Origin of the sequence: Paenarthrobacter sp. Z7-10, assembly GCF_026932795.1 — a bacterium.
Taxonomy (GTDB): Bacteria; Actinomycetota; Actinomycetes; order Actinomycetales; family Micrococcaceae; genus Arthrobacter_M.
On sequence record NZ_JADPVH010000020.1, the window covers coordinates 13719 to 31605 of the forward strand.

The following is a 17887-nucleotide window of genomic DNA, read 5'->3' on the forward strand; positions in this document are numbered from 1 at the left end:
CTCAGTAACCACCTTCGGACTTCAGTTCGCGGGCCAGCAAGTTCGGCCCCAAATCATCAACGGACATCTTGCCGGCCAGGACGGCGACGACGGCGGCAGTAATCGGCATCTCCACACCGTACTGACGGGCCAAGTCATGCACCGCCTGTCCGGATTTAATGCCCTCGGCCGTCTGAGTCATCTGCTGGGCCACCTCATCCATGGTCAGCCCCTGTCCAATCAGCCGGCCGGCCGTATGGTTGCGGCTCAGGGGGGATGAACACGTCGCCACCAGGTCGCCGAGTCCTGCCAATCCGGACATGGTCTCGGCCCGCCCGCCCAGCGCCAGCGCCAGTCGGGTAGTTTCAGCCAATCCGCGGGTGATGACCGATGCCTTGGTATTGTCTCCCATCCGCCGGCCCTCGCAGATTCCCACGGCCAAAGCAATGACGTTCTTGACAATGCCGCCAATCTCAACGCCCACGACGTCGGTATTGGTGTACGGCCGGAAATAGGCCGCCGTGCAGACACCGGCGATCCAGGCAGCCACGCTTTCATCGGTGCAGGCCACCACGGAGGCCGTGGGCTCCTGGCGCGCAATTTCCATGGCCAGATTGGGACCCGAGATCACCGCGATCCGATGCGGCTGCAAATCCAGTTCCTCACCAATCACCTGGCTCATACGGGCGTCCGTGCCGACTTCCAGTCCCTTCATCAGGGAGACCACCACCGCCTCCGGGCTCAGCAACGGAGCCCAGGCTTTCAGCTGCGAGCGAAGGGACTGCGCCGGTACAGCGAGAACCACCAGCTCCGCGCCGCGAAGGACCTCGACGACATCGGTGGACGCCGAAATGTTCGCCGGCAGGTCAATGCCCGCCAAGTACTGGCCGTTACGGCGATTCTTGTTGATCTGATCAACAACGGCTTGACGCCGGCCCCAGATCACCACCCGACGCTCGGTGCCCTCGGCCGCGTCCGCCACAATTTTGGCGAACGTGGTTCCCCAGCTCCCCGCGCCGAGAATGGCTACCTTGGCGGGTGCCATTCTGGCGGCTGCGCTATTGCCAGGTGAATTCCCCAATTCGGTCATTGCTCTTCCCCTGTTTGGCCGGCTGGACCGGCACGACCGGCAGGAGCGGCAGGAGCGGCAGGACCGGCCGAATCTTGCGGAAGGTTAGGCCCAAGTCCTGGACCGCCGTCGTCGCCCTGAATGATGCGTCCGTGGGAAGTTTGCTGATTTACGCTCGGGTCCCAGCGCGCCGCCGGGGGCGATTCGCCGCGCAATTGGGCTACCAGGACTGTGATGTCATCCAAAATGAGGTTGGTGGCCGCCTCGAGAGTCGCCTTGTCCACCTTGGAGCCGTCATACCGGCTCAGGTCAACTGGATCGCCTACCAGCACTCTGACCCGTTTGCGCGGGAAGAAACGGATCCACCGTGCGTACCGGGGGAAGGCTTCCTGAGCCCCCCAATGTGCCACCGGAATGACCGGCGCCCCGGTCAGCAACGCCAGGCGTGCCGCGCCGGTGCGGCCTTTCATCGGCCACAAATCCGGATCCCTGGTCAAGGTTCCCTCCGGATAGATAATCACCGCGCCGCCGTTGTCCAGCACCTGGCGCGCCACTTCCAGCGACTTCCCGGCGCCGGCGCCGGAGCGGTCCACGGGTATCTGCATGGCATGGCGCAGCGCAGCGCCGACAATGGGGGTATTGAACAGGCCCTCCTTGGCCAGGAAGTGCGGCATGATGTTCTGGTTGTAGAGCATGTGACCCACCACCACCGGATCAATCTCGGTGCAGTGGTTGGGACAAACGATGATGCCCCGGTCCCGGGGCAGTTTGGCCAAATCCAGCCATTCCTTGCCCATCATGGCATTGGCCACTGGACGCAGGGTCCAGGCGAGCACACCGATGAATAACCGCGTCGACCTTGAAATGCCCACCGCGGCCGTCCTAGACCGATATCTTGCGGCTGTCGCTGACGTCAAAATCGGCGCCCAGACCGGCAAGCTTGTCGGCGAAGCGCTCGTACCCGCGGTTAATGATGTCGATGCCTGTGACGGTTGACGTTCCGGTGGCTGCGAGGGCCGCGATGAGATGGCTGAAGCCCCCGCGCAGATCCGGCACGTCGATGGCGGTGCCCTTGAGCTGGGACGACCCGGAGATGACGGCGGAGTGGAGGAAGTTTCGTTGCCCGAAGCGGCACGGGACGCTGCCCAGGCACTCCCGGTGCACTTGGATATTGGCTCCCATCCGCACCAACGCGTCGGTGAAACCGAAGCGGTTCTCGTAGACCGTTTCGTGCACAATCGACACGCCCTCGGCCTGCGTCAGGGCCACCACGAGAGGCTGTTGCCAATCAGTCATGAAGCCGGGATGCACGTCCGTTTCCAGCACCAGCGGGTTTAGCTTGCCGCCCCGGTGGTAGAAGCGGATGCCCTGGTCATCGATGTCCATACCTCCACCCACCTTTCGGTAGGTGTTCAGGAACGTCATCATGTCCCGCTGCGTGGCGCCGTCGACGTAGATGTCACCGCGGGTCACCAACGCTGCGGAGGCCCAGGAGGCGGCCTCATTGCGGTCCGCCAGCGCCCGGTGGCTGTATCCGCGCAGTTCCCGCACGCCTTCGATCCGGATGGTGCGGTCCGACTCGACATTGATGACGGCGCCCATTTTCTGCAGCACGGCGATCAAGTCAACTATTTCGGGCTCGGTGGCGGCCCCGGTCAACTCGGTGATGCCCTCCGCGCGGGTGGCGGCCAGCAACACCTGCTCGGTGGCGCCGACGCTGGGGTAGGGCAGTGAAATCCGCGCTCCGTGCAGCCCCTTGGGAGCGGAAATATGGATCCCGCCGGGGCGTTTTTCCACCACAGCGCCGAATTGGCGCAGCACATTGAGGTGGTAGTCGATGGGGCGGTCACCGATTTTGCAGCCGCCCAGATCCGGAATGAAGGCCTCACCGATGGCGTGGATCAGCGGACCACAGAAGAGGATGGGAATCCGGGAGTCACCGGCATGCGCGTCGATGGCCGTGCTCGACGCGGTCTTGGCGTCCTTCGGGTCCAGGGTCAGGTCGCCCGTATCGGGATCCTTGAGCACCGTGACGCCGTGCAGCCGCAACAGTGAGGTGACAACCTCCACGTCCTTGATTTCCGGGACGTTGCGCAGCACCGATGGCTCGCTTCCAAGCAAAGCAGCTACCATCGCCTTCGGCACCAGGTTCTTGGCTCCGCGCACCTGCACCCTTCCAGCTAAGGGGACGCCACCGCGGATCGTCAGAACACTGCTCATAAAAAACCCAATTCCTCGTTCTTAGCCGCTTTCCGGAGACGGCGGAAGCCAAAGCTAAGCATAGTTTCTCCTCCAAGCAGACTGAAATGCGCCCCGCCGCACGGCGGGGCGCAAAAACGGCATCGCCGCTATGGCCGGGCGGGAAGGGTGGTGGGCTTGAAGGCCGGTCGGGTTGCCTCAAAGGCCGTAACGTCCTCCTCGTGCCGCAGGGTCAGCCCAATGTCGTCCAAACCCTCCAACAGCCGCCACCGCGTGTAGTCATCAATCTCGAAGGGAGCCACCACAGCCCCACAGTGAACCATCTTGGACTCCAGATCAACGGTGACCTCGGTACCCGGAGCGTTCTCCAACACCTTCCAGATGAGCTCGATGTCGTCCTGCGCCAGTTGCGCCGCCAGCAATCCCTGCTTGCCGGAGTTGCCGCGGAAGATGTCAGCAAACCGGGAGGAGAGCACGGCCTTGAAACCGTAGTCCTTCAGCGCCCACACAGCATGTTCGCGCGAGGACCCGGTGCCAAAATCGGCCCCGGCCACAAGCACTGAGCCGCGGCTGAATGGTTCCTGATTGAGGATGAAGTCCGGGTTCTTGCGCCAGCTGGAGAAAAGGGCGTCCTCGAATCCGGTCCGCGCGATCCGCTTGAGGTACACCGCGGGGATGATCTGGTCCGTGTCCACGTTGCTCTGCCGAAGCGGAACGCCGATGCCGGTATGAGTGGTGAATTTTTCCATGCTGCTCTCCTAGCTGGCTTTGGACAAGGCGGGTTCGGCCACCGGCGGAAGATCGGAGGGTGAACTGAGTGTTCCGCGCACGGCCGTCGCCGCAGCGACGACGGGCGAGACCAGGTGGGTGCGTCCGCCCTTACCTTGACGGCCTTCGAAGTTCCGGTTCGATGTGGAGGCGCACCGCTCCCCTTCTGCGAGTTGGTCCGGGTTCATGCCCAGGCACATCGAGCAGCCGGCGAACCGCCATTCCGCACCGAAGTCCTTAAACACGATGTCCAGCCCCTCGGCCTCCGCCTCGAGCCGGACCCGCGCGGATCCGGGCACCACCAGCATGCGGATGTCCGGGTCCTTTTCCCGGCCGCGGACAATGTCCGCCGCGGCGCGCAGGTCTTCGATCCGGGAGTTGGTGCACGAGCCCAGGAACACGGTGTCGACCCGAATTTCCTTCATCGGAGTCCCGGCCTTGAGATCCATGTACGCCAGCGCGCGCTCGGCGCCGGCCTTCGCGTTCTCGTCGGCAATGTCCTCCGGGTAGGGCACGCTGCCATTCAGCGGCACGCCCTGGCCGGGGTTGGTCCCCCAAGTCACGAACGGCTCCAGCGTGTCAGCGTCCAGGTCCACCTCGGCGTCGAAGCTGGCATCGTCGTCGGTCCGGAGCGTTTTCCAGTAGCCGACGGCGGCATCCCAGTCAGCGCCCTGCGGCGCGTGCGGACGGTCCTTGAGGAATTCGAAGGTGGTCTCATCCGGGGCGATCATGCCCGCACGGGCACCCGCCTCGATAGACATGTTGCAGATGGTCATCCGCGCTTCCATGGACAGCGCCCGAATAGCCGAGCCCCGGTATTCGAGCACATAGCCCTGGCCGCCACCGGTACCAATCTTGGCGATGACGGCCAGAATGATGTCCTTGGAGCTCACTCCGGGACGCAGGGTGCCCTCAACGTTGATGGCCATGGTGCGGAACGGCTTCAGCGGCAACGTCTGGGTGGCCATTACATGCTCCACCTCGGAGGTGCCGATACCCATGGCCAGCGCGCCGAACGCGCCGTGCGTGGAGGTGTGCGAATCGCCGCAGACCACCGTCATGCCGGGCTGAGTCAGACCCAGCTGCGGTCCGATGATGTGCACAATCCCCTGCTCGGCGTCACCGAGGGAGTGCAGCCGCACGCCGAACTCCGCGCAGTTTTCCCGCAGCTTCTCAATTTGCGTGCGGCTGGTCAGATCCGCGATCGGCTTATCGATTTCCAGCGTGGGTGTGTTGTGGTCCTCAGTGGCGATCGTGAGATCCGGGCGGCGCAGCGGGCGGCCGGCCAGGCGCAGGCCCTCGAAGGCCTGCGGAGACGTCACCTCATGGATCAGATGAAGATCGATGTAGAGCAGGTCGGGTTGAGCTGCCTCGCCCAAGCCCTCGCCCTTGCGGACAACGTGATCATCCCAGACCTTCTCGGCCAGTGTTTTGGCGGTCCGCGCTGCAAATGTCCCTGCATTCATTCCGGCCAGCTCCCTTCATCGATGGCTACGACCGTGCCGCGTTGTCGCGTCGGCAGCGGCTCAATCCTGTGGCTTTATGCCGTCCACTCAATCAGCAGCACCTTAAGCGGCGCCAGCAAATTGACTTGCATCTCATATGTTGAGACGGCAATATCATTACATGGACAATTCTAGCGGTGTTGGCGTCATCGATAAAGCGGCTCAGGTTCTCGATGCCTTGGAGGCCGGTCCCACCACCTTGGCGCAGCTCGTTGCCGCCACCGGATTGGCCCGACCCACCGTTCACCGGCTGGCGCTCGCCCTAATCCACCATCGGCTGGTCAGCCGGGACATGCAAGGCCGCTTTGTACTCGGGAGCCGGCTGGTGGAACTCGCCTCCGCGGCCGGCGAGGACCGGCTGATTGCCGCCGCCGGTCCGGTGCTGCTCCAACTGCGGGACAGTACGGGTGAAAGTGCGCAGATTTTCCGGCGGCAGGGCGACTGGCGGGTCTGTGTAGCCTCGGCGGAACGGCCCATTGGGCTGCGCGACACCATCCCCGTGGGTACTCAACTGAGCATGAAGGCCGGCTCGGCCGCCCAGGTCCTGCTGGCCTGGGAGGATCACGACCGATTGCTCGAAGGTCTGCAGAATGCCCGCTTCACCCCCACCGTCCTGGCCGGCGTGCGCCGCCGCGGCTGGGGCCAAAGCCTTGGTGAGCGTGAACTCGGGGTCGCATCCGTTTCCGCCCCGGTCCGGGGGCCCTCTGGGCGCGTCATCGCCGCTGTGTCCATTTCGGGCCCGATTGAGCGCCTAACCCGCCAGCCCGGCCGCCTTCACGCGGAAGTAGTCTGTAATGCCGCGCGTGGCCTGAGCGAGACCGTTGGCAAATCAGCAGAGTAGTCTGCCTTCATGGCTTCTGCGACTATCTACGCGATCTTCCTGCGCGGCATAAATGTTGGTGGCGTCAACATCAAAATGGCGGACCTGCGCAAGGCTCTGGGTACGCTTCCCCTGAACCGTTATTCCACCTTGCTGGCCACGGGCAATATTGTCTGCGAAGCGGAGTCATCCGCCCCTGAGGTGAAGTCGCTGGTGGAGGACTGCCTGCGAAGCAGCTTTGGCTATGACGCTTGGGTTGTGGTTCTGACGGCCGCACGCCTGAAGGAGCTGGTCGCCGCCTGTCCCTTTCCCGCAGATTCCGCCGAGCAGCATAGCTACGTGACACTCAGCTCGGATCTTGGGGTCCTTGACGAGCTCGACGCTGCGGCGGCAAAGCTCGACGGCGGAACCGGGGTTCGCCTCGGCCCGGAAGCCCTGGCGTGGTTGGCTCCGGTGGGCGGAACGTTGGACAGCCCGTTCAGCAAGATCGCCTCCAAGGCGAAATTCAAGGCCGTCACCACGACGCGCAATCTCCGCACCCTGATAAAGGTTGCCGATGCGGCCAACGCCATGCAGCCGTCCTGAAGCTGGGGCTTGCCCTGAAGCTGAGGGCTTTGTCCTGCGACCGGAAGCTGAAGCACCACCGTCAAACAGAAAACCCCCGGAACCTGAGGTTCCGGGGGAAATGGTGACCCCAGCGGGATTCGAACCCGCGTTACCGCCGTGAGAGGGCAGCGTACTAGGCCGCTATACGATGGGGCCCTAATACAATTTTTCCTGCATTTTGCCGGTGGCTCCCGCGGTTGAAACCGCGGAGCTTCCGACGCTGGGGTACCAGGACTCGAACCTAGAATGTTGGTACCAGAAACCAGTGTGTTGCCAATTACACCATACCCCAAAGGCACTTTTTCACCGTCGAAATCCGGTTTCCCGGACCCTTTCAGTTGCTCTAGCGCCGACAAGAAACTCTACCCGATTCCGGCGGCGAGAACAAAACCGGCGGCTCCTCACAGCGCTAGCCGCGGAAGGCCCGCAGCCGTGCCAGCGAGGACTCTCGGCCCAGGATCACCATCGACTCAAAGAGCGGCGGGGAGATCCGCCGGCCGGAGACGGCAGCGCGCACCGGACCGAAGGCCAGGCGCGGTTTCAGGCCCATATCGTCCACCAGTGCGGTCCGCAGGGCCGCCTGGATGTTTTCCGCGGTCCAGTCCTGCACCGGCTCCAGCGCAGCCAGGGCGGCGTCCAGCACGTCCGGGAGGTTCTCCGGCAGTCCTTTGCGTGCATCGTCGGCGACGTCGACGCCGTCGTCGGCCTTGAACAGGAAGCCGAGCATTTCCGGCGCCTCGCCCAGCAGCGTGATCCGTTCCTGCACCAGCGGGGCGGCCTCGGTGAGGATCGCCTCCTGGCGCTCCGTCAGCCCCTCCCCCAGCAGCCCCGAGGCCTGCAGGTAGGGCAGCAGGCGGTTGCGGAAGTCGGCGGGCTCGAGCATGCGCACATGCGTGCCATTGATGGCCTCAGCCTTCTTCACGTCGAACCTAGCCGGGTTGCCCAGCACATCGTGGATGTCGAAGGCCTCGACCAGCTGCTGCACGGTAAAGATGTCCTCATCCGCGGACAGGCTCCAGCCCAGCAGCGAGAGGTAATTCAGCAGGCCCTCCGGAATGAAGCCGCGCTCACGGTGCAGGAACAGATTGCTCTCCGGGTCCCGCTTGGAGAGCTTCTTGTTGCCTGCGCCCATCACGTACGGCAGGTGGCCGAAGAGGGGCATGTACTCCGACACGCCGACGGCGATCAGCGCGCGGTAGAGCGCGACCTGACGCGGGGTGGAGCTGAGCAGGTCCTCCCCGCGCAGCACGTGCGTGATGCCCATCAGCGCGTCATCGACGGGGTTGACCAATGTGTACAGCGGGGCGCCATTGGGACGGACCAGGGCGTAGTCAGGGACGCTCCCCGCCTTAAAGGTGATCTCGCCGCGGACCAGGTCGGTGAAGGTAAGGTCCTCGTCCGGCATCCGCAGGCGCAGCGCGGGCAGTCGTCCCTCGGCCTTGAAGGCGGCGATCTGCTCGACGGTGAGGTCGCGGTCGTAGTTGTCGTAGCCGAGCTTGACGTCCCGGCCGGCGGCCCGGTGCCGGGCCTCCACTTCCTCCGGGGACGAGTAGGACTCGTAGACGAACCCGCCGGCCATCAGCTTCTCGATGGCGGCCTGATAGATGTCTCCGCGCTGGGACTGCCGGTACGGCCCGTGCGGACCGCCCACCTCCACGCCCTCGTCCCAGTCGATCCCCAGCCAGCGCAGCCCCTCGAGCAGTTGGTGGTAGCTTTCCTCGCTGTCCCGCGCCGCGTCGGTATCTTCGATGCGGAAGATCAGCTTGCCGCCGGTGTGCCGGGCGTAGGCCCAGTTGAACAGGGCGGTGCGGATCAGCCCGACGTGCGGCGTGCCGGTGGGTGAAGGGCAGAACCGGACGCGGACGGGAGTTTCGTCGGTGACAAGGGGAAGCGCGGCAGAGGTAGTCATAGTGGTTCTAATATTACCGCTCGACGGCGGCGCCGCTGGATCCAGCCAGCAACCCAGCAAGCCGCAGCGACGAGAATGGGCGTCCGGCCGGAGCGGGTGCTCAAACTCATTCATGACGGACGCATAGATGCCCAAAAAGTAGGCAGCCGTTGGGTTACCGACGAGAGCGCGCTCTCTGACAAAGTCTGGCTCAAGTCCCCAGGACGGCCCATGTCAGCCAAGAGCGCCATAGCCTTGGCCCAAGAGCTGGAGGCCGTGGAGCCTTCTGATCTGAGCGCCGTCGAGAAACACCGACTCCATAAACGTATCCGGAACCTCCTCACCCACAGTGACCCGAAAAGCCAACTGCAGTCATGGCTTTCAGCCCGTGCGCAACCTCTGGAATACACTGTTGGCGGCTCCGACATCTCTGAGCTGCGAGAAGATCCCAGGATCAAGCTGTCGGGCGTCGCCGATCCCCGATCCGGGCTGTTACCAGGTAACGAAATTGAAGCGTACATTTCACGAGATCAGCTGGATCATCTCAGATCCGAGTGGTTTCTTGTCCCCGCCATTAGCCGCGTCCTCCATGGGCATTAAACTGCCCCCAATGCTTACCGAACAGGAAGAATCGTGGCGCGCCATCTTCGAAATCTACGATTCACTCCCCCCCCTGGATGGGTTCTCGTTAGCGAGAACCGGCCCGGAGCCACAGGAGTGCCACTAATCCCTCCTCGGGGCGCGTTGGCGGTTGAGGAGATGGGTGCGGGCCCTGCCCAGGTCGCTGTTGAGCGGATCTACGGCATTGATGAGGTCCTGGGCGACGCCCAACACCGAGGCGACAAGCATCAGGTGTTCAACCTTGCCGCCCTCCCCGGCTTCCAGCCGCATGAGGGTGGCCCTTGAGATGTTGGCCCGTACGGCAACCAGCTCCTGCGACAGACCAAGAATAATCCTACGGCCCTTCAGGTTGGCCCCGAGCTTCCTGGCTTCGAGCATTTGCCCTCCTCTAATGTAGCTATTTTCGCTCTTTATAGAGGATAATGCAATTTTCCAGCTACATTACTGGGGATGACTGTCGGCTCAGCGGCGAACGATCGGGTTGGAGAGCCGGCCGATCCCTTCGACCTCAATCTCGTAGCGGTCCCCCGCTTTGACCAGGTCAACCCCGGCGGGGGTGCCGGTCATGATTACGTCGCCGGGCAGCAGAGTGAAGGCTTTGGAGACCGCGGAGACGAGTTCGCGCACGCCCCAGATCATCTGATTGGTATTGCCATTCTGCCGGAGCTCACCATTGAGCCAGCCTTTGATGGAGAGGGCATCCGGGTCCAGCTCGGTTTCAATCCACGGGCCCAGCGGAGCCGAGGTGTCAAAGCCTTTGGCGCGGGCCCACTGCTGGTCCGTTTTTTGCACGTCACGGGCGGTGAGGTCATTGCCACAGGTGTAGCCGAAGATTACCTCGTCCACCCGCTCCTCGGGAACGTCCTTGCAAATTCGGCCGATCACGACGCACAGCTCAGCCTCGTAGGAGACCTCGTCGGAAAATTCCGGCAGCACCACCGGATCGTTCGGACCGACCACGGAGGTGTTCGGTTTCAGGAACATGAACGGCTTCTTGGGGACCTCGTTGCCCAATTCGTGCGCATGCTCAACAAAGTTCCGGCCGATCCCCACCACCTTGCTGCGGGGAATGATGGGAGCCAGCAGGCGGACGTCTTCCAGCTTGTGCCGGATCGAGGTCCGCTCCACGCCGTTGAAGAAGGGGTCACCCTTGATTACAGTGACTTCTTCACGGCCGGGCTCCCCCTCGACTACGCCGTACATGGGATCAGCATCAACAACAAACCGGGCTATACGCATGCTCAATACTCTAATGGGTTTCCATTAGGCGCCGCCGGCCTGCACCGCGGCCGCAGCCAGCACAAAGCCTGCTACGCCGAAGATGATGGCGAGCACCCACAGTCCGAGGACCATGCCGCTCTTCTGACGGAGGCCTACCACCCGGCCACTGGAGACCACTCCGGCCCGAATCAGGGCGATCCCCACACAGACGAAGGCGATGGACCAACAAATCCATTCAAAAACGGCAACTGGGACACCTGCCATGGCAGTTTCCTCCATATTCTTAGGGTGAACGGTAGGCGTGAGTTGCATTGCCCACATATATTTTGTATTTGCGATAACGCTATCATTGCGCTATTGCAAATATTAAAAGGAAGCGGACCGGTGCACCGGGCGCCTCCTTCCATACTACGAACTGGGAGGTCTGATGTCGTCGTTACCGTTGTGGCTGCTTATCCTGATTTTCGTGGGCGCTTCTGTCGTCATTTGGTTTGCCGGGATTCAGCTGTCCCGGAAGACGGATATCCTCGATCAGCGATTCCATCTGGGCTCGGCCCTGGGAGGACTGATTCTGCTGGCGATTGCCACTAACCTGCCAGAACTGGCCATCACCATCAGTGCCGCGGCGTCCGGGGATCTTGAAGTCGCGGTTGGCAATATCCTCGGTGGCATTGCCCTGCAGACGGTGGTCCTGGTGGTGCTGGACGTTTTCGGCGTCAAGGGAAAGCACCCGCTGACCTACAAGGCCGCTTCGCTGACACTGGTGATCGAGGCCGTTACCGTGATCGGTGTGCTGGCCGTCGTCGTTGCCGGCAGCCAATTGCCCCCGGGTCTGGTCTTCGTCAGGCTGACGCCCGACGTGGTGCTGATCGCGGCCATTTGGGTCGTGGGGCTGCTGTTGGTCCAGCGCGCACAAAAGGGCCTGCCGTGGCAGGAACAGGGTGAGGCCCCGGACAGTGCCGCACCCAAGGGGCACAGCAAAAAAAGCTCCACGGACTCCAGTAAGGGAAGCACCACCGCCGCGGTGCTGATTTTCGTGGGCGCAGCCATTGCCACACTGGTGGCCGGCGTCGTCCTGGAACAAAGCGGAAGCGCCGCTGCGGACCATATTGGCCTTTCCGGCGTGCTGTTTGGAGCCACGGTCCTGGCACTGGCCACCTCGCTGCCGGAAATTTCCACCGGGCTTGCATCGGTCAAGACAGGCGATTACAAACTGGCGATGAGCGACATTTTCGGCGGCAATGCCTTCCTGCCCGTGCTGTTCCTGCTGGCGGTGCTGATCTCCGGCAAGTCCGTCCTGCCGCAGGCGCACGCCACCGACATCTACCTGACCGCGCTGGCGATTCTGCTGACGCTGGTCTACCTGTTGGGGCTGCTGTTCCGTCCGAAGCGCAGGATAGCCCGGATGGGCCCCGATTCTCTGGTGGTATTGATCCTCTACGCCGTCGGTGTCGCCGGTCTGTTTGCCGTCGCTGCCGCCGGCTGAGCACACCGGACACAGCACGACGACGGCGGCCGCCTCCCCCGCGAAGGGGAGACGGCCGCCGTCGTACTTTCCAAAGCCAGCCCGGACAAGCGGACCGGTCGCTCCCGGCCGCAGCGGCCGGCCCAGTGACGCCCGTATGGTCAGGCGAGACGGATTAGGCCAGCCTGGTCAACCAGCCGTGGGTGTCCTCGACCGTACCGGTCTGGATGCCCAGCAGCTGCTCACGGATACTCATGGTGACTTCGCCGGCCTTGGCGTCCGCGGCGCCGATGCTTTCGCTTTCGTCCTTGAGCAGGCCAATGGGCGTGATGACCGCCGCCGTGCCGCAGGCAAACACTTCGCTGATCTCTCCGGAGGCAATCCCGTCGCGCCATTCATCGAGGGTGATTTCGCGCTCCTGCACGTCCAGCCCGCGGTCCCTGGCGAGCTGCATCACCGAGGAGCGGGTGACGCCCTCCAGGATGGTGCCGGTGAGCGCGGGGGTGACGAGACGGCCGTCCTTGAAGACGAAGAAGACGTTCATGCCGCCGAGTTCTTCCACCGCGTTGTCATTGAAGCTGTCTAGGAACAGCACCTGCTTGCAGTCGTTCGCTTCCGCTTCCAGCTGGGCCGCCAGGGACGCGGCATAGTTTCCGCCACACTTGGCAGCACCGGTTCCGCCGCGGCCGGCGCGCGCATAGTTACGGGAGATCCAGATGGAGACCGGCTTGAGCTCGCCGCCAAAGTAGTTGCCAGCCGGGGACGCGATGACCCGGAAGGAGACCTCGCGCGCCGGGCGGACGCCCAGGAATGCTTCGGTGGCAATCATGAACGGGCGCAGGTAGAGGCTGTCGCCGTCGCGGGTGGGAACCCAGTCCTGGTCCGCTGTGACCAGCCCGCGGATGGCGTCCAGGAAAACCTGCTCCGGCAGCTGCGGCAGGGCCAGGCGCGCGGCCGAGCGGTTCAGGCGTGCGGCGTTAGCTTCGGGCCGGAAGGTCCAAATGGTGCCGTCGGCATGCCGGTACGCCTTCAGGCCTTCGAAGATCTCCTGCCCGTAGTGCAGGACGGCTGCCGCCGGGTCCAGCGTAATGGGCCCATAGGGCTCGATCCGGGCATTCTTCCAGTTACCCTGGCCGTCCGCGTCGACGCTGAAGTCGACGACGGCCGTGTGGTCCGTGAAGTAGTCGCCAAAGCCGGGGGCGGCCAGGATGGCGTCCCGGTCCTGGGCCGATTTCGGGTTCGCAGACAACTGCTGCGTGAATTCCAGTTCACTGACTGTCGGGGTCATGGTTCCTCCACATCGTGGTGCACGCCTGCGTGCACGCGGTTTTACGATTCAAGCCTACTCCCGGACACAGCTCCCACTGACGCCGGGCGCCGGACGGACGGACCCAGCTCAGACGGGGGACCGCCCCACGCGGCTCAGGCCGGACGTCGGTCGGACGGACGGACCCAGCTCAGACGGATGCGGCGATGGCGTCGCCGATTTCCGCGGTCCGCCGTGGCGCCGGTGAATCCGTCCGGCCGGCGATGTCCGCCGTCACTGCCGCGACAATGCGCTGCGCGGCGTCCTCGTGGCCCAGGTGCTCAAGCAACAGGGCCGCGGACAGGATGGCCGCCGTCGGATCCGCTTTCTGCTGGCCGGCAATGTCCGGTGCGGAGCCATGCACTGGCTCGAACATGGAGGGCGCGGTGCGGTCCATGTTGAGGTTGCCCGACGCCGCCAGCCCAATACCGCCGCTGACCGCGGCAGCCAGATCGGTAATGATGTCGCCGAACAGGTTGTCCGTGACAATAACGTCGAAGCGGGCCGGATCGGTGACAAGGAAAATCATCGCCGCATCCACGTGCAGGTAGTCCACCGAAACCTCGGGGAATTCAGCGGCCACAGCTTCGACGGTCCGCTTCCACAAGTGCCCGGCGTGGACCAGCACGTTGTGCTTGTGTACGTAGGTGAGCTTGCGCCTCGGCCTGGCGCTGGCCCGGCGGAAGCCATCGCGGACCACTCGCTCCACACCGAAAGCGGTGTTGACGGACACCTCGGTGGCCACTTCCTGGGGTGTGCCCACCCGCAGGGCGCCGCCATTGCCGACGTACGGGCCCTCGGTTCCTTCCCGAACCACGATGAAATCGATTGCGCCCGGATCCGCCAGCGGACTAGCCACGCCGGGATAGAGCCGGGAGGGACGCAGGTTGACGTAGTGGTCCAGGCTGAAGCGCAGCTTGAGCAGCATTTCGCGTTCGATCAGTCCGGACGGGATCCGGGTATCCCCCGGGGCTGCGCCTACCGCCCCGAAGAGGATCGCCTGGTGCGTGCGCAGCGCGTCAAGGGTTTCGGCCGGAAGGGTTTCGCCGGTCCGCAGCCAGTGCTCCGCACCAAGCTGGTATTCGGTCAGTTGCAGGTCCACGCCGGCGTCCGACGTGACCTTCCGCAGCACCTTAACGGCTTCGGCAATGACCTCGGGGCCAATACCATCACCGGGAATGACAGCAAGATTCAGGAATTCGCTCATGGTATTCAGGGTAGCCAGACCATCCACATGATGGGCAACGCGTCTCACACTGCGGACGGACGCGAGTTAGCGGTTCATCTCCGACGCTAAGCGTTCATAGACTTCAGAACACGTTCTGAGTTAGTCTTGGTAAATGAGTGCAGTAACAAAATCAGGTAAGACCTTCCCATCTTCCAAAAGCCCAGTGGCACCCCAGCCCTTCAACACCCGGACTTCGTTCCAGTCTTCTGAACTGAGCCGCTCCTCCGCTGATGTATTTGCTGCAGCGGCAGACCACCCTGTCCGGGTCACCCGCCGTGACGGCGAGTCACTCGTGCTGATGTCCGAGAGCGCAGATTCGGCACGCATTTCGCTGCTGGAACTGGCAGCCCAGCTCGTTGCCGTCTCAACAAGCACGGAGGGAACGCTTGCAGCCCGCATGAGCGACCGCTTCCCGTGGATGCTTGCCCTGAGCCCAGCTGACCAGGAGGCTTGTGCCAATGACGTCCTAGCGGCAGCGAGGGCGTCCTTTGCCACCAATCAGCCCCATCTGGCCATTGCAGAACTGACCTCATGGCGTGAAACGGCCACGGCCACCGCAGCCGGCCTCGGCAAGGAACCTGTCGAGTGGCTCGACGACGCAGAAGCCGTCGAGCGTCCGTAGAAGCATGGCGAAGGGTGAGAAGAACGAAAAGGTTGAGCGGCCGACAAAGAAGAGTGAGTATGAACTTCAGTTCGCCTCTGTCCAGGCGAAGCGTGGCTGGACAGATCTGAAAGCCACGATCAGGAATCCCCTGGCTGACGCCTGGGATTTTCTGACGCACACCCCTGAGCAGATAACACCCTTCAACTACCCTCTTCGCGGCGAGCTGGGTCTTGTGAAGCGCGGCGGGGCCACCCATGAGCGGTGGCAGCACAAGCCAACACTCAAGGGTGATGCCCGCATCTGGTTCTACGTCGTGGATCAAGTGGTCTTTCTTGAGCACGTCCACACAAGGCACCCCAACGAGACCAAGAGCTGAGTGATCACGTGGCGACCTACGGCGACGCCTACAAACTCAGGTACCTCCGCGGTCCCAGCGGAGTCCTCGTGATGCTCGCCGAGAATCTGAAGAAAGACTGACACCTGGATCGGCCCAATGGACCTGCGTTGCTAGGCCGCAGGTCCACGAGGCACACTCTGATTGTGCAAACTCCAACTGTGGCATGACGCCGGGCCGGTGGACTGCGCCCTAAAATGGTTCGACATGGCCATGCATCGCATCTACGACTGGTTCCGGCGGCACGCCTTCGTCGTGGATGTCAGCCTGATGGGCCTGCTCCTGGTTTTCCTGCTCCTCGTGGGGCTGGCCAGCTCCATCGGCGCAGCCGTGCTGGTTACTACGGTCCTGCTGGTTGTGCCGCTGGCTTGGCGGCGGGCCCGAACGGTGCCCGCCGGCATCTTGGTGGCCGCCGTGGCCTTGGGACAATGGGCTGTGGGGATCACTCCGCTGGCGGCCGATGTCGCCGTCATTCTCATGGTTTACGCCTTGGCGGCCTATGGCCCGCGGTGGGCCAGTCTGGGCGGATTCGTTTTGGCCCTGACCGGCGCTGTCCTGCTGGTCTCGCGCTTCTACGCACGCAACAATTACCCGGTGCTGTCCGTGCTCTCCTACGGGGCAGTGCTGGTGGTGCTGTTGTGGGCCCTCGTGTGTTTTGCTTGGGCTCTGGGAGATCTGACGCGGACCAGGCGGCTGCGGCTGCAGGCGCTGGAGGACCGCACCCACCGGCTGGAGGTTGAGCAGCAGCAGGAACGCGCGCTGGCAGCCTCGGATGAGCGCTCGCATATAGCCCGCGAAATGCACGATATCGTGGCACACTCGCTCTCCGTCATCATCACCCAGGCCGACGGCGGGCGGTACGCCGGTGCGGCGGATCCCGCCGTGGCCACTGCGACGCTGGCAACCATCGCGGACACTGGGCGGGCTTCGCTGCAGGAAATGCGCCGGCTGCTGGGTGTGCTCCGCGGCGGCGAGGAGGCGTCCACTCGGCCGCTCCCGGGCCTGGCGGACATAGATGACCTGCTCCTGAGCTTCCGGGCCACCGGGTTGGAACTCACCTTCGAACAGGGCGGTAAGCCGCGCCGAGCACTGCCTCCCGGTGCCGAACTCACCGCCTACCGCGTGGTCCAGGAAGCCCTGACCAATGTGCTCAAGCACGCCGGCCCGAACGCAACGGCCAGTGCCTCGCTGCGCTGGCAGAGCCGGGGTCTGGCGATCGAGGTGCTAGACGACGGCCGCGGCGCCGCAGCGGATTCGGTCGCGGGCGGCGTCCATGGCGGCAACGGGATCCGCGGAATGGCCGAGCGCACCAAGCTTTACGATGGAACACTGACCGCCCGGCCGCGGACCGGCGGCGGCTTCCAGATCAGCGCATTCATCCCCTATACGGAGGCATAACTTTGAGTTCCACCCCCCTGCCCACGCCCGAGGGCTCCGGCCACCAGCCCATCCGGGTGGCACTGGTGGATGACCAGCAGCTGGTTCGCTCTGGCTTCACGATGCTCATTAACAGCCAGCCTGACCTGGAGGTGGTGGTCCAGGCCGGCAACGGCCACGAGGCCCTTGCCGCGCTCGCGGTGACGGGCGCCGACGTCGTCCTGATGGATGTGCGGATGCCGGCGATGGACGGCATCGAAACCACCCGCCAACTGATGGAACGCATCCGCACTGCCGCAGCCGGCTCCCGGCTGGCCGAGCTGAAGATCGTGGTGCTGACCACCTTCGACCTGGACGAATACGCCCTCGCCGCGATTCAGGCCGGCGCCAGCGGCTTCCTGCTCAAGGATGCCCCGCCCGAGGAGCTGCTGGAGGCGATCCGCACCGTGTACCGCGGGGATGCCGTGATAGCGCCATCGACCACCAAGCGGCTGCTGGAACATGTGGCACCGCTGCTGCGCACTCCGAGCCCGACCAAGGACCGGCATGCCAGCGTGGTCGACGCTTTGACCACCCGCGAGCGCGAGGTTTTCATCCTTATTGCGCAGGGACTGTCCAATCCGGAGATCGCCGCCGGGCTGTTTGTCTCCGAGGCGACGGTCAAGACGCATGTGGGCCACATCCTCGGCAAACTGGGAGCGCGGGACCGGGTGCAGCTAGTGCTCATCGCCTATGAGACGGGCGTGGTCTCCCCCGGCTGACCCGGTTCTATGGCTTCTCATCCCCTGGGCGGAAAACGGTCGGCGCAGCAGCCCGGCAACTCCGCCCGCGGACCGA

The 17887-nt window shown here is 63.9% G+C and carries 19 protein-coding genes and 2 tRNA genes; 8 read left to right on the plus strand and 13 right to left on the minus strand.

The window, feature by feature from the left end; translation table 11 throughout:
- Position 1 precedes the first annotated feature (1 nt).
- The 5 genes from IV498_RS07840 to leuC all read right to left on the minus strand — a co-directional run bounded on the left by IV498_RS07840 (position 2) and on the right by leuC (position 5481).
- Positions 2-1024 carry an NAD(P)H-dependent glycerol-3-phosphate dehydrogenase gene (locus IV498_RS07840; RefSeq protein WP_442951318.1) on the minus strand — a complete coding sequence of 341 codons (1023 nt, stop codon included), beginning with the start codon at positions 1022-1024 and terminating at the stop codon, positions 2-4.
- A 41-nt stretch (positions 1025-1065) separates the two neighbouring features.
- Positions 1066-1920 carry a lysophospholipid acyltransferase family protein gene (locus IV498_RS07845; RefSeq protein ID WP_442951319.1) on the minus strand — a complete coding sequence of 285 codons (855 nt, stop codon included), beginning with the start codon at positions 1918-1920 and terminating at the stop codon, positions 1066-1068.
- Between the two features lie 10 nt (positions 1921-1930).
- Positions 1931-3268: a UDP-N-acetylglucosamine 1-carboxyvinyltransferase gene (gene murA, locus IV498_RS07850; protein ID WP_269046006.1), complete on the minus strand. Its 1338-nt coding sequence runs from the start codon at positions 3266-3268 to the stop codon at positions 1931-1933.
- A gap of 128 nt (positions 3269-3396) precedes the next feature.
- Positions 3397-3996: a 3-isopropylmalate dehydratase small subunit gene (leuD, locus tag IV498_RS07855; protein WP_269046007.1), complete on the minus strand. Its 600-nt coding sequence runs from the start codon at positions 3994-3996 to the stop codon at positions 3397-3399.
- A 9-nt stretch (positions 3997-4005) separates the two neighbouring features.
- Positions 4006-5481: a 3-isopropylmalate dehydratase large subunit gene (gene leuC / locus IV498_RS07860; RefSeq protein WP_269046008.1), complete on the minus strand. Its 1476-nt coding sequence runs from the start codon at positions 5479-5481 to the stop codon at positions 4006-4008.
- A 160-nt stretch (positions 5482-5641) separates the two neighbouring features.
- Here leuC and IV498_RS07865 point away from each other — a divergent pair, with 160 nt between their 5' ends.
- Together IV498_RS07865 and IV498_RS07870 are read left to right on the plus strand one after the other, a co-directional pair.
- Positions 5642-6361 (plus strand): IclR family transcriptional regulator, encoded by a 720-nt coding sequence (locus IV498_RS07865; RefSeq protein WP_269046009.1) that lies wholly within the window; start codon positions 5642-5644, stop codon positions 6359-6361.
- A gap of 9 nt (positions 6362-6370) precedes the next feature.
- Positions 6371-6925, plus strand: coding sequence for a DUF1697 domain-containing protein (locus tag IV498_RS07870; protein WP_269046010.1), 555 nt, complete (start codon positions 6371-6373; stop codon positions 6923-6925).
- Positions 6926-7026: 101 nt separating this feature from the next.
- On the opposite strand, the gene IV498_RS07875 is transcribed toward IV498_RS07870, so the two are convergent.
- From IV498_RS07875 to gltX, 3 genes are all read right to left on the minus strand, one after another.
- Positions 7027-7102: transfer RNA gene (locus tag IV498_RS07875), tRNA-Glu, on the minus strand.
- A gap of 64 nt (positions 7103-7166) precedes the next feature.
- Positions 7167-7238, minus strand: a tRNA-Gln gene (locus tag IV498_RS07880).
- Positions 7239-7355: 117 nt separating this feature from the next.
- Complete coding sequence (gene gltX, locus IV498_RS07885; RefSeq protein ID WP_269046011.1) at positions 7356-8855, minus strand: glutamate--tRNA ligase; 1500 nt, start codon at positions 8853-8855, stop codon at positions 7356-7358.
- Positions 8856-9065: 210 nt separating this feature from the next.
- On the opposite strand from gltX, the gene IV498_RS07890 reads away from it, so the two are divergent.
- Complete coding sequence (locus IV498_RS07890) at positions 9066-9434, plus strand: hypothetical protein (RefSeq protein WP_269046012.1); 369 nt, start codon at positions 9066-9068, stop codon at positions 9432-9434.
- A 123-nt stretch (positions 9435-9557) separates the two neighbouring features.
- Here the strand turns inward: IV498_RS07890 and IV498_RS07895 are convergent, their stop codons facing one another.
- The 3 genes from IV498_RS07895 to IV498_RS07905 all read right to left on the minus strand — a co-directional run bounded on the left by IV498_RS07895 (position 9558) and on the right by IV498_RS07905 (position 10940).
- Complete coding sequence (locus IV498_RS07895) at positions 9558-9833, minus strand: helix-turn-helix domain-containing protein (protein ID WP_269046013.1); 276 nt, start codon at positions 9831-9833, stop codon at positions 9558-9560.
- A gap of 84 nt (positions 9834-9917) precedes the next feature.
- Positions 9918-10694, minus strand: coding sequence for a fumarylacetoacetate hydrolase family protein (locus tag IV498_RS07900; protein WP_269046014.1), 777 nt, complete (start codon positions 10692-10694; stop codon positions 9918-9920).
- A gap of 24 nt (positions 10695-10718) precedes the next feature.
- Positions 10719-10940, minus strand: a complete 222-nt coding sequence (locus tag IV498_RS07905; protein ID WP_269046015.1) for a hypothetical protein — start codon at positions 10938-10940, stop codon at positions 10719-10721.
- A 163-nt stretch (positions 10941-11103) separates the two neighbouring features.
- Here IV498_RS07905 and IV498_RS07910 point away from each other — a divergent pair, with 163 nt between their 5' ends.
- Positions 11104-12162, plus strand: a complete 1059-nt coding sequence (locus IV498_RS07910; RefSeq protein ID WP_269046016.1) for a sodium:calcium antiporter — start codon at positions 11104-11106, stop codon at positions 12160-12162.
- Between the two features lie 154 nt (positions 12163-12316).
- On the opposite strand, the gene IV498_RS07915 is transcribed toward IV498_RS07910, so the two are convergent.
- The gene (locus tag IV498_RS07915; protein WP_269046017.1) at positions 12317-13429 is read right to left on the minus strand and encodes a branched-chain amino acid aminotransferase; all 1113 of its coding nucleotides are present in this window, start codon (positions 13427-13429) and stop codon (positions 12317-12319) included.
- Between the two features lie 169 nt (positions 13430-13598).
- On the minus strand, positions 13599-14654 hold the full coding sequence (locus IV498_RS07920) for a 3-isopropylmalate dehydrogenase (protein WP_269046018.1): 1056 nt from the start codon (positions 14652-14654) through the stop codon (positions 13599-13601).
- A 184-nt stretch (positions 14655-14838) separates the two neighbouring features.
- Here IV498_RS07920 and IV498_RS07925 point away from each other — a divergent pair, with 184 nt between their 5' ends.
- The 4 genes from IV498_RS07925 to IV498_RS07945 all read left to right on the plus strand — a co-directional run bounded on the left by IV498_RS07925 (position 14839) and on the right by IV498_RS07945 (position 17811).
- On the plus strand, positions 14839-15297 hold the full coding sequence (locus IV498_RS07925; protein WP_269046019.1) for a prevent-host-death protein: 459 nt from the start codon (positions 14839-14841) through the stop codon (positions 15295-15297).
- Between the two features lie 4 nt (positions 15298-15301).
- A complete protein-coding gene (locus IV498_RS07930; RefSeq protein WP_269046020.1) occupies positions 15302-15655 on the plus strand; it encodes a hypothetical protein in 354 nt (117 codons plus the stop codon).
- Between the two features lie 225 nt (positions 15656-15880).
- Positions 15881-17071 (plus strand): sensor histidine kinase, encoded by a 1191-nt coding sequence (locus tag IV498_RS07940; protein WP_269046021.1) that lies wholly within the window; start codon positions 15881-15883, stop codon positions 17069-17071.
- A gap of 2 nt (positions 17072-17073) precedes the next feature.
- Positions 17074-17811 carry a response regulator gene (locus tag IV498_RS07945; protein WP_269046022.1) on the plus strand — a complete coding sequence of 246 codons (738 nt, stop codon included), beginning with the start codon at positions 17074-17076 and terminating at the stop codon, positions 17809-17811.
- Positions 17812-17887 lie beyond the last annotated feature (76 nt).